This window comes from Microcoleus sp. B6-A1, assembly GCF_036705085.1.
GTDB lineage: Bacteria > Cyanobacteriota > Cyanobacteriia > Cyanobacteriales > Microcoleaceae > Microcoleus.
In genome coordinates, this window is record NZ_JAUBTU010000014.1 from 91709 (window position 1) to 104505 (window position 12797).

A 12797-nucleotide genomic window follows, 5' to 3' on the forward strand; every position below is an offset into this window, starting at 1 on the left:
CTAATGACTAATGACTATTGACAACTGACTAATGACAACTGACAACTGACTAATGACCTATTTTCGTTCTGCTCTAATTTTGACATTAGGTTTTTGGCTGCTACCGCTAGCAGTTCGATCGCAATCTGTCGTTCCTGCAAATGACGGCACTAATACTGTTGTTAACTCCGAGCAAAACCGCACAGACATTAGTGGCGGACAACTGTCAGGAAACGGCGCCAATCTGTTTCACAGCTTCAGTCAATTTAATCTCAGCGAAGGTCAAATCGCTAATTTTCTAACTAATCCAAATATTCAAAATATTTTAGGGCGGATTTCCGGCGACAATGTTTCCCTCATTAACGGTCTGATTTCTGTAAGCGGCGGCAACTCAAATTTATTCTTAATGAATCCGGCGGGAATTGTCTTTGGTCAAAATGCTAGATTAAACGTGCCGGGGTCTTTTTTCGCGACAACTGCTACAGGTATTGGGTTCGGCGATCGCTGGTTTAATTCGAGCGGAATTAATGATTACAAAGCTTTACTGGGAAATCCTAATCAATTTAATTTTAATAACTCACAACTCGGTGCAATTGTCAATGCCGGAAACTTGGCAGTTGGCAGCGGGCAAAGTTTAACTTTGCTCGGTGGAACCGTTATTAATACAGGACAATTATCCGCACCCAACGGTCAAATTACTGTGGCTGCTGTTCCGGGACAAAATGCAGTCCGTATCAGTCAAAGCGGCAATTTATTGAGTTTAGAAATTACTCCGTCTTTGCAGTCAGAAAAATCGGCGATCGCCCCGGTTTCTTTGCCTCAGTTGCTGACGGGCCCAGGCGTAGTGTCAGCCACAGGTTTAACCACTAACGAACAAGGTCAATTGGTACTGACTGGCGGCCAAACTGTGCCCGCAGTTGCCGGAAGTGCGATCGTCTCCGGTTCTGTAAATGTATTTGGCCCTTCTGGGAATGCTGGTGGCACAGTCAATATTTTAGGGGAAAAAGTTGGACTCTTCGGCGCAAATATCGATGCTTCCGGCACTGACGGCGGAGGTACTGTGCGCGTCGGAGGCGGTTTCCAGGGGATGGAACCAGTGCCAAACGCCCAGGTAACTTATGTTAGTCCTGATTCTACGATCGCAGCAAACGCGATCGACCGCGGCAATGGCGGCACTGCAGTAATTTGGTCAGACAATATAACTCGCTTCTTGGGCAATATTACTGCTCGCGGGGGCATCGCCGCAGGTAACGGCGGAACAGTAGAAGTTTCCGGCAAAAATGCTTTAACTTTCCAAGGAGAGGTCGATACCCGCGCGACTAACGGTGCGATCGGCAATTTGTGGCTCGATCCGGCAAATATTACGATCGTCAGCGGTAACGGTGACAGCAGCGCGCAATCTGGCGGGGAACTCGAATCGGCACCAGAACCAAATGAAACATCGATCTCAGAAGTGCAGTTGGAACAAATGGCGGCCGGCAGCAACGTGGTTCTAGAAACCCCCGGCTACATCACCCTCCAAAACTTGCCCGATAACAAACTTTCCCTGCAAGCGAGAACGGGAGACACCGTAACATTTAGAGCGGGCGGAGTGTTTGTTGTCAATGATCCCAAGGATTTAATCGAGACTCAAGGTGGCAACATCAACATTTTCGCCAGCAGTATCTCTCTGGGCGGACTTAATGCCAACGGCGGCAATATCGCTATCACTGGTAACGGCATTGACTTGAGGGGCGGCAGCAATTCTGTCAGCAGTGCGGGGGGAACAATTCGCTTGCAACCCAACGATAGCCGAGCAATTCGGATCGGTGGCACCGGCGATATTTTGGGCATTTTGGACTTGACGGCAACGGATCTCGGCGCTTTGGCGGGGGATTTCGGCTCGATCGCGATCGGGCGCGAAAACGGTAGCAGCGAGTCGATCGCGATCGTCGCACCCATTACCTTCAACAGCCCGCTGACACTTCAAGGGCGATCGATCGCGATCGACAATCCCCTGAGAACAAGTGGCAGCGCTAGCTTGACTCTCGACGCGCCCCAAACTGATCTCAACGCCAACATTGCCACATCCGGCGGCGATCTCACTTTTACAGGAAACGCATCCCTCAATGCTGACGTAGCTTTGAGCACGGAAGCAACCGGCAACATTGTCTTCTCCGGTAGCCTAGACGGAGCTCACGCCCTGAGACTAGACGCTGGGCGAGTGCTGTTCGGCGCTACAGTCGGTCAAGCTGCACCGCTGGCGAGTTTGAATGTCAACGCCCGCAGTACCGAGGTATCCGGCAATATGGCGACATCTGGCGACATGACTTTCAATAGTAACGTCACAGTCGATCGCACCGCCGCCCTAGCAGCCACTACCGGCAATATCACTTTTGCCAATACCCTCGACAGCACGCCGGGCCGGGCTAATAATTTGACCCTGCGCGCTGGCGGCAACATTACTTTTGACGGCCTAGTCGGTCAAACTCAGAGGTTGGGCCAGCTCTCGGCTGACGCTGCTAGCGTGACGGCTGCTTCCACAATTACAGCGCGCAGTTTGAGCGTTAACGCGCGAGATTCCGCTCGCTTCGGGGGGGACAGCACGGCCGTTTTGGGAGCCGATATCAAGGCAGAAAACGTGCTCTTAGAGGGTAATTTAAGGACGGATGGTGGCAGCGTGAATCTGCAAGGAAGCGGGGAGGTTCGGACTGGCAATATTACCTCGAACGGTGGGAGGATTCGGGTTGAGGGGAATACTGTTGCTGCGGGTGCGATCGACTCGTCATCGGCGGGCACAGGAGGCGCGATCGCTCTCCAAAGCAATGCCGGCCCTTTAACTGCGGGAGCTTTGAACGCTTCGGGGGCGATCGGCGGAAATATTGCTCTCACCTCGCAGGCGGGGATTTCCGCTCTCGATCTCAACTCCAGCGGCACTTCAAACGGCAACGGCGGGGGCGTTTCCCTGAGCGCGACTGGTGACATTCAGTTGGGCTTTATCAACGCTAGAGGCGGCACTGGGGGCATCGGCGGCAGCGTTGATGTGAGAACCCTCGGTTTGTTTGGATCGAACAATGTTTTCAACGATGATATATCGGGCAATTCTTCGAGTATTTCTACTGCCGGAGGTGCGGGGGCGGGGAGGATCGCAATTCGCCACGGAGGCGGTAGCGATCGACCGTTTGTAGTTGGTGGCGCGATCGACAATGGAACCAGAGGAAGCATTAATGCTGGCGTGGGAAACGCCATTTTGCCCACTTTTGCTTTTGGACAAACTTACACCCAAGGAAGTTTACCAAATCAGATTTCCCTAATTACACCGGCCGCGCCCTCTACTCCTGCACCAATTCCCTCACCAATTCCCTCACCAATTCCCTCACCAATTCCCTCACCAATTCCCTCACCAATTCCCGCACCAATTCCCTCACCAATTCCCGCACCGCCTCTAGAGTCCGTAAATCCAGATCCGGCGCTGTCACTTCCTGCATCTTTGCAAGTTGAATTGCGATCGCCCAATCGAGACAGAAATTCCGCAATGAGCCAGGATATTTTCGCTCCTTCTCGCAGATTAGATGCGGCCGGTTCGGGAGTTTTAGAATTTGAACAAACCTTTACTCGCGAGTACGAAAAATATCTGGACTTGCCCCCAAGAAAGCCGATTACTAATCTATCGGTGGTTTACGAAAATCTTCGCAAAAACGAACAAATTACCGGGACAAAATCTGCCATCATTTATATGAATTGGCTCAGGAGATCGGATGCAGCCGCAGCCCAAGAAAATGGTTCAGTGCTGGTGGCAAGTCAGGATTTATCTAATCTATTGCCTATGAGAAAAAACCTCACCTCCGGGCCCCATCGCCCCTTAGAAGATAAGTTAGCCCAGAGGTTGTCGCCCCAGGGCCAAGAAATTCCCGATGTTCCTAACGGGGAGCATTTAGAATTAGTGTTAGTCACAGCTAACGCTCAACCGATGCGCGTTCTAGTTCCGGCGACAACGCGGTGGCAGGTGTTGCAATTGGCGGATGCCCTGCAAACCGAAATAACTAATCCCAGAAGAAGAAGCAGCATTAGTTATTTGGATTCGGCTCAAAAACTTTATCGCTGGTTAATTGCGCCAATGGCCTCAGAATTGACAGCTTTAAAGATTGACAATTTAATTGTAATTCCGGCAGCAGGTTTGCGGAGTGTGCCCTTTGCTGCTCTTCACAATGGCAAACAATTTTTAGTTGAGCAATACAGTATTAGCGTCATGCCGAGTCTGAGTTTGACTGATATCGGCTACGACAATATTGCGGATGATGAAGTGTTGGCGATGGGGGCGTCGGTATTTGAAGATAAAGCGCCATTACCAGCGGTACCGGTGGAGTTAGAGTCGATCGCGCCGCCAAGTGAAGGAAAATCATTTTTGAATCAAGATTTTACTCTCGGAAATTTGCAAGCTCAGCGGGCAAATCAGCCTTTTGGCATCATTCACTTAGCAACTCACAGCGAATTCCTGCCTGGGGAACCGAAAAATTCTTACATTCAGTTGTGGGATACTAAATTACGCCTCGATCAAATGCCACAGTTGCGGTGGAATGAACCGCCGGTGAATCTGTTAGTTTTAAGCGCGTGCAGTACCGCTTTGGGCGACGAAGAGGCGGAGTTGGGGTTTGCGGGTTTGGCGGTAGCTAGCGGTGCTAGATCCGCTTTAGCGAGTTTGTGGGAAGTCAGCGATGATGGGACTTTGGGGCTGATGACTGAGTTTTATCGGCAGTTGCGGGCCCCCAGACGCGGTGGCAATTTGATGATTAAAGCGGAGGCTTTGCGGCGCGCGCAATTGGAGATGCTGCGGGGGCGCGTGCGGATTCAAGACGGGATGTTGCGAGCCGAAGGGCTTTCTGGGGGTCTAATTTTGCCTCCAGAAATTGCGGCGCGGGGCGATCGAGTGCTTTCGCATCCTTATTATTGGGCAGCCTTTACAATGATTGGCAATCCTTGGTAATGAAGATGTGGAATGAAGAAGGAAAAAGAGGCGTTGCTGAATCAAGGTATCAATAGTGCAGGAACTGGAACATCCTGAAATTTTAGGTAATGTATAGCAATCCTAAATCATTTGTGAATTTTTTACATGGTAATTCCCCCTATTCATACTCTAATTATGCAGCGCCCAAATCTCTGAGGAAGCTCAACGGCGATCGCACTTCACTCTGTTTTGCCGGATTTTGCAGGAAACTCTGGAGCGATCGTACTGCTGACGCGAAGGTTTAGCCGTTTTATGTTTAAGAAATGTTAACAAAAAATAACTTTTATTTTAAACCTTAAGTTTTTATTAAAATTTCGGGTATTATTATGTATTAGAGGATACATCTACTTAATTAATTAACAATTTCTAAAAAAATAATTGAGTATTAATACTGACAAGAGGCTGTAAGAATGATTAACTTACCGGGCTACGACATTACCAACCAAATCCATGAAAGTAATAATTCTTTAGTTTACCGGGGACTGAGAAAGCAAGACAAGCAACCGGTAATTCTCAAATTTCTCAAACAAGATTATCCGATGCCAGCTTCGTTAGTCAGATACAAGCAGGAATATGAAATTACACGCAATCTTAACCTAGAAACTGTCCCGAAAACCTACAGCTTAGAAAGATATCAAAACAGTTTAGTTATTATTTTCGAGGATTGTGGGGGAAAATCATTAAAGCAGTGGTTAGCTTCTCACAAACTTACCTTAGAAGAGTTTTTCTTAACAGCTATTAAAATCACCTGGGCTTTAGGTGAAATTCATCAACATAAAATTATTCATAAAGATATCAATCCCAGCAATATTATTATCAACTCAAGCACAGGGCGAGTTCAAATTATAGATTTTGGGATCTCTACTGTTTTAAAGCGCGAAAATCCTAGCCTGAAAAATCCTAATGTTTTAGAAGGCACTCTGAGCTATATATCGCCGGAACAAACAGGCAGAATGAACCGAGCGATAGACTACCGCACTGATTTTTACTCATTAGGAGTCACTTTTTACGAACTCCTAACGGGGCAATTGCCCTGGGATTACAGCGATGCAATGGAATTAATCCACTGTCACATTGCTAAACAAGCAGTACCGCCCCATCAAATCAATCGAGAAATTCCTAAAGCTGTTTCTAATATTGTGATGAAGCTATTAGCGAAAACCGCTGAAGCCAGATATCAAAGCCCTTGGGGAATTATCGCTGACTTAGAAGAATGCCTAGAACAATTAAAAACTACGGGAGGAATTACAGATTTTGCGATCGCCCAAAAAGATATTACAGATAAGTTTCAAATCCCTCAAAAACTCTACGGCAGAGAAACAGAGGTTGAAACCTTATTAGCAGCCTTTGAGCGAGTCAGCAGGGGCAGCACCGAAATGATGCTAGTATCTGGTTACTCTGGCATTGGAAAATCCGCCTTAGTACAAGAAGTTTATAAACCAATTACTAAAGCGAGAGGTTATTTTATTGCCGGAAAATTCGACCAATTTCAAAGAAATATCCCTTATGCCGCTGTTGTCAAAGCCTTTCAATCATTAGTCAAGCAACTCTTAAGTGAAAGCGAAACCCAACTCAATACCTGGAAAGAAAAACTTTTAGCAGCTATTGGCGCCAATAGTCAAATCATTATAGATGTCATTCCTGAAGTAGGATTAATCATTGGCGAACAGCCTACCGTACAAGAATTAAGCGCTACAGAAGCACAAAACCGATTTAATTTAGTCTTTCAAAAATTCATCCGCGTGTTTTGTTCAGTTGACTATCCCTTAGTCATCTTTCTCGACGATTTACAATGGGCTGATTCTGCTACATTGAAATTGCTGCAAGTAATGATGGCAGATGAGCAAACCAACTATCTATTTCTAATTGGTGCTTATCGAGACAACGAAGTTAACCCATCTCATCCTTTAATGATGACTTTGGACGAGCTGCAAAATGAAGGTGCAAGAATCGAGCGAATTACTTTAGCTCCCTTACACCTTCACCACATAGTTAACTTAATTACTGATACCGTGCGTAAAGACCAAAAATCAGCGCTCCCCCTCGCCGAGTTAGTGGTCAGTAAAACTCAAGGCAATCCTTTTTTTGTCAATCAGTTTCTCAAAACTCTCTATCAAGAAAACCTGCTGAAATTCAATTTTCATGAAAGAAACTGGGATTGGAATATTTCAGAAATTGAATCAGTAGGTATTACTGATAACGTCATTGAATTGATGCTTGGAAAATTGAAAAGACTGCCCCCATCAACTCAGCAAGTTTTGCGTTTGGCTGCTTGCGTGGGTAATAGTTTTGACTTAAACACTCTTTCAATTATTAATGAGAAATCTTGGGGAGCCACCTTTCAAGAACTATTGCCAGCCATCCAAGAGGGATTGATTCTAACTACTTCTGAGTTAGGTGCTACCGAATCAGAAATAATTAACTCAGACTTAGTAATTACTACTTATAAATTTTTGCATGACCGCGTGCAGCAGTCAGGTTATGCTTTGATTGACTCAAAACTGCAAACCGCAATTCACCTACAAATTGGTCGCCTGTTACTGGCAAATATTTCTCCAGAGCGACGAGCCGAAAGAATTTTTGAAATTGCTGATCATTTGAATTCGGGTCGGAATTTAATCATTGATGATCACGAGAAAACTGAACTAGCTATTTTAAATTTAACAGCCGCTCGCAAAGCCAAAGATGCAACGGCTTATGCTGCTGCCAGAGATTATTTAAAATTCGGTCGAGAAATTTTACCGGGCGATATTTGGCAAGACTCCTACGAACTAGCTTTTACCTTTCATAAGGAGCTGGCAGAGGCCGAATATTTAAACGGGAATTTTGAAGCATCAGAAGCTTTAATAGAACTGGCATTTGCCCGGGCAAAATCTGACATAGAAAAAGCCGAAGTTTACAACATTTTGATCGTGCAGTACACTCTGCTAAGTAAATATGAATCAGCAATTCAATCTGGATTAAAAGCCCTTCAATTGCTGGGCATAGACTTGGATGAAGATAATTTAAGCGAGGCGGTTAATGCGGAAATGGCGACAGCTACAGCTAACTTGGCAAACCAAGAAATTGCATCATTAATTCATGCCGAAAAGATGAAAAATCCGGATCAACAAATGGCTATGAAATTATTGGGTAACATGGGCCCACTAACGTTCTTTTCATCTCAAGAACTGTGGAAGTTGACTGTGATTAAAGCGATTAACCTTTCTCTCAAGTACGGTTTTGTAGCGGGAGGGTCTTACTGCTATTCATGTTATGGAATTATTCTGAATTCAATTTTAGGGGATTACCAATCGGCTTATGAGTTTGGCAGACTCGCTCTGACTCTGAGCGAAAATTCAAATAACTTGTCTCAAAATTGCCAAGATAGTGTGATTTTTGCCAATTACTTAAACTGCTGGGTGAGACCGCTCAAAACTACTGCCGAAATTAATAACGAAGGGTATAAAGTTGGCTTGCAATCGGGCAATTTGCAATGGACGGGTTATAACCGGATGTTTCAAACTATTACCTATTTCTTCCAAGGCATGAATTTGAATAATCTCTTGGAAGATATTGGCAAGTCGCTCCATTTTTGCGAGCAAACTAAAAATTTGTGGGCAATTGATATAATTATTGCTAATAGAATAGCAATTTTAAATTTGATGGGCGAAGAGGATGAAGTTACCGAAAAACAGCATTTAGAAAATTTCCACAGTCGTAAAAGCATGGCCGCGCTGTGCGAGTTTTATGTTTTAAAAGCGCAGACTTTATATCTTTACGAACAGTATAGTGAGGCGCTAGAAGCATCTGAACGCGCGGCTGAGCTGATTGATTATTTGATGGGTCATATTTCTAGTGCTCACCATTATTTTTACCGTTGTCTGATTTTAACGGCTCTGTATTCAGAGGTTTCTGAATTGGAGCGAAAAGATTACTGGCAGCAATTAGAAGCTAATCAGAAACAAATCCAAGTTTGGGCGGACAACTGCTCGGAAAGTTTTGCACATAAATTCTCGCTAGTGGCGGCAGAAATGGCGAGAATTTCAGGTCGTGATTTGGAGGCGATGGATTTGTACGATCGCGCGATAGCTGAGGCTAGAGAGGGTGATTTTATTCAGAATGAAGCGCTGGCGGCGGAACTGGCTGCTAAGTTCTGGTTGGGGAAAGATAAAGAAGAATTTGCCCACATCTATTTGACTAAAGCTCACTATGGCTACCAATACTGGGGGGCTAAACGTAAAGTGGAGAGTTTGGAGGAGAAGTATCCCCAGTTAATTGCGAGAACTTCAGGGAAGACAACTACTCAAACAAAAGTTAACCGCACAACGACGGCGACTACTAGCAGCAATTTGGGTGAGACGCTAGATTTAGCTACTGTGATGAAAGCTTCTCAAGCGATTTCGGGTGAAATTGTTTTGAGTAGGTTGCTGGAAAGATTGATGAAAATTGCGATCGAGAATGCGGGGGCGCAAAAAGGTTTTTTGATTTTAGAAAAAGCGGGAAACTGGGCGATTGAGGCGGAAGGTTCGGTGCAGGAGGATGAAGTTAGTGTGCTGCGCTCGCTTCCTCTCAATCCGATAGCAGCTTCTGGGGGAACTCCTTTGCTGGCTTGTGCGATCGCCAATTATGTGATTCGCACTCAGGAAAATGTGGTGTTAAATAATGCGGCTCAAGAGGGACAATTTACCCGCGATCCTTATATTGCAGCTACTCAACCGAAGTCTATTCTTTGCACTCCTCTGCTCCACCAAGGTAAGCTGACTGGCCTTCTTTATTTGGAAAATAACCTGACTGAAGGGGCTTTTACTACGGATCGCCTAGAATTGTTAAAACTTTTATCTGCCCAAATTGCTATTTCCATTGAGAATGCTCAACTTTACAAAAATTTACAGGAGTTTAATCAAAACTTAGAGCAATTAGTGAGCGATCGGACTCAACAATTATCGAACACCCTAGAGGCTTTAAAAGCCACCCAAACTCAGCTAGTCGAATCTGAAAAAATGGCATCTCTGGGAGGATTAGTTGCTGGTGTTGCCCATGAAATTAATACTCCCATCGGAGTTGGTGTCACGGTTGCTTCAGCTTTGGCAGAAAATACCACAGAATTTGCATCTATTTATAAAAGTGGCAAAATGAAGCGATCGGATTTAGAAGAGTTTGTCGATATTGCTACCCAAAGCAGTAAGGCACTTCTAATTAACCTAGAGCGGGCGGCAGCCTTGATTCAAAGCTTTAAGCAAGTAGCAGTAGATCGCTCTAGCGAAGAACGACGTACTTTCCAGATCAGACCTTATCTTGATGAAATTTTATTACAATTAAAACCAAAGTTGAAAAATAGCCAACATTCGCTTAAAATTAAGGGAGATAGCAAAATAGCTATAGATTCTTATCCAGGAGCCTTGTCCCAAGTTGTGACAAATTTGCTAATCAATTCTCTGATTCATGCCTACGAACCAGGGATTTCTGGGGAACTAATCTTTGATTGGGAGCAAGAAGGTAATCGGCTAAGATTTGAATACGCCGATGAAGGTAAAGGTATTCCCCCTGAAAACTTAAGTAAAATTTTTGAGCCATTCTTTACCACTAAGCGTGGTCAAGGTGGCAGTGGGTTAGGGTTACATATTGTCTACAATTTAGTCACCCAAAAACTAAAAGGTGAAATTGAATGTCTAAGTGAGGTGGGAAGAGGAACCAAGTTTATTATTAAATTACCCATGCAACTTGATTCACCAATGTAGAGATCCAATTCCGATTTCCGGGCCAAGATAACTAAGTAAGTCCACCTCATTAAAAGTAAAATAAGGATGACTGAAAAGGTTGCTGTGTAACTCTTCTCCCTTCTGCCTTTTTCTTAACAGGTTGTCTAACTTCAAACCTAAACATTAGTAAAAATAAAGGTGTACAGCAATGAAAAGTGATTTTGACGATTTCTTAACTCAACCATCTCCAGAAACAGTATACTTTGCCGAAGCAATCGACTCCAATGATGAGATATTGTTTGCAGATGAAACCACAGAAGAAAAGCTGACTGAAAGTTGGAAAATTTTAGTTGTAGATGATGAGGCTCAAGTTCACACCGCTACCGAAATTTCACTCAGGAAGTTTGTCTTTGAAAACAAATCTTTAACCTTCATTAATGCTTACTCTGCTCGTGAAGCTAAACAGCTAATCCAAGAAAATCCTGATGTTGCCATCATCTTACTAGATGTAATTATGGAAACAGATGATGCTGGCTTAAACTTGGTTAAATATGTCCGAGAAGTTTTAGGCAATCATTTAGTGCGAATTATTTTACGCACGGGTCAACCCGGACAAGTACCTGAAAAAAGCATTATTATCAATTACGATATTAATGACTATAAAACTAAAACTGAATTAACGACATCAAAGCTATACACTACGATGCTAACAGCTTTGAGAAGTTTTTCTCTAAGTCATAAATTGCAGGCTGAAATAGAGCGACGCGAACAAGTAGAGAAAGCACTCCGTATTAGTGAAGAAAAAGAACACCAAAAATCTCTTGCTTTAGAACATTTTGTCAAAGAACTGCAAGAAACACAACTCCAGCTAGTTCAAAGTGAAAAAATGTCTAGTCTCGGTCAATTAGTTGCAGGTGTCGCTCATGAAATCAACAATCCGGTTAACTTTATTTACGGCAATCTCTCCCACGCCAACGACTATATTAAAGAACTCATTAATATGTTGAATCTTTACCAAAGGTATTACCCGCAACCAGAAGCAGAAATTGTCCATGAAATAGAAGATGGAGAGTTACCATTTATCATAGATGATTTACCAAAATTGCTTTCTTCCATGCAGTTAGGGATCGAACGCATTCGCAATATTGTTCACTCTCTACGCAATTTTTCGCGGTTGGATGAAACTGAAATTAAATCAGTAGATATCCACGAAGGCATTAATAGCACTTTGATGATCTTACAGCACCGACTAAAGGCTAAGTCCGATCGACCTGCTATTAATGTGATAAAAGACTATGGTGCATTGCCACTTGTGAACTGTTATGCGGGTCAGCTCAATCAGGTGTTTATGAACCTTTTAGCGAATGCTATAGATGCTTTAGAAGAGCGGCTAAGTAGAGAAGATGGTGCAGGTTGTCACCCCCAGATTTTGATTCGGACTGAAGTTGTACCCGGCAATTCGCATGACAACATTAGCTCGGCTTCCCACATCCTGGTAACAATTGCTGATAATGGTGTGGGCATGACAGAAAGTGTTCGTGCTAAACTTTTCACTCCCTTTTTTACTACTAAGCCCATAGGAAAAGGTACAGGCATGGGATTGTCCATCAGCAGAAAAATTCTGATAGAAAAACACTGCGGTCAATTGGAGTGTATTTCTACGCCAGAGCAGGGAACGCAGTTTATTATTGATCTGCCGACTATCTGTAGCTCCACTAAGATCGCCACCGTAGCGAATGCCTAGAAAACTTATCTGGCTGAATTGATCGTATAGCTGGTAAAAGTATAGTCATTTATAGGCATGGGAGGCTTCAAGTCCCTCCCCCTTCACTTTTACTTTGAGCGGATTAACCCGCATTGGCCCAACTACGCAGCTCCCTATCAAGAAAGCTGAAGGCATTTGGGATTGCTTTTCTGAGGATATTGTACGCTGCATTCACATCGGAATTAATTAACCGACCAACCGATGTTTTGTACAAACCTCGCTTAATCCGCTTACCAGTAAACACAGGCTCTTTATCAGTTTTTCCGTAAACAGGAATTGGGTCTAGACCCAGAAAGTTGGCCCGTGAACTAGGTTGAGTCGAGGAGGGATATTATTCCCTGCCCCTCTCAGTTAGATCTGGGCGTGCGATTTTCACCGCACCCAGCTC

Annotated in this window: 4 protein-coding genes and 1 pseudogene; 4 read left to right on the forward strand and 1 reads right to left on the reverse strand. The window is 44.3% G+C overall.

What is annotated here, in order from left to right; all coding sequences use genetic code 11:
- Window positions 1–52 precede the first annotated feature (52 nt).
- From QUB11_RS07405 to QUB11_RS07420, 4 genes are all read left to right on the forward strand, one after another.
- Window positions 53–4942, forward strand: coding sequence for a CHAT domain-containing protein (locus QUB11_RS07405; RefSeq protein WP_333205849.1), 4890 nt, complete (start codon window positions 53–55; stop codon window positions 4940–4942).
- 89 nt (window positions 4943–5031) lie between these two features.
- The gene (locus QUB11_RS07410; RefSeq protein WP_333257526.1) at window positions 5032–5208 is read left to right on the forward strand and encodes a hypothetical protein; all 177 of its coding nucleotides are present in this window, start codon (window positions 5032–5034) and stop codon (window positions 5206–5208) included.
- A 165-nt stretch (window positions 5209–5373) separates the two neighbouring features.
- Complete coding sequence (locus tag QUB11_RS07415) at window positions 5374–10683, forward strand: ATP-binding sensor histidine kinase (protein WP_333205851.1); 5310 nt, start codon at window positions 5374–5376, stop codon at window positions 10681–10683.
- 169 nt (window positions 10684–10852) lie between these two features.
- Entirely contained in the window at window positions 10853–12388 is a 1536-nt protein-coding gene (locus tag QUB11_RS07420) for an ATP-binding protein (RefSeq protein WP_333205852.1), read from the forward strand.
- A 45-nt stretch (window positions 12389–12433) separates the two neighbouring features.
- Here QUB11_RS07420 and QUB11_RS07425 read toward each other — a convergent pair.
- Window positions 12434–12719, reverse strand: a pseudogene (locus QUB11_RS07425) (RNA-guided endonuclease TnpB family protein); the annotation flags it as partial.
- Window positions 12720–12797: the final 78 nt, after the last annotated feature.

Excerpts from the sequence above, each read along its gene's own strand:
- QUB11_RS07405 (WP_333205849.1), top strand. The coding sequence starts at position 53 with ATGACCTATTTTCGTTCTGCTCTAATTTTGACATTAGGTTTTTGGCTG.
- QUB11_RS07410 (WP_333257526.1), top strand. The coding sequence starts at position 5,032 with ATGTATAGCAATCCTAAATCATTTGTGAATTTTTTACATGGTAATTCC.
- QUB11_RS07415 (WP_333205851.1), top strand. The coding sequence starts at position 5,374 with ATGATTAACTTACCGGGCTACGACATTACCAACCAAATCCATGAAAGT.
- QUB11_RS07420 (WP_333205852.1), top strand. The coding sequence starts at position 10,853 with ATGAAAAGTGATTTTGACGATTTCTTAACTCAACCATCTCCAGAAACA.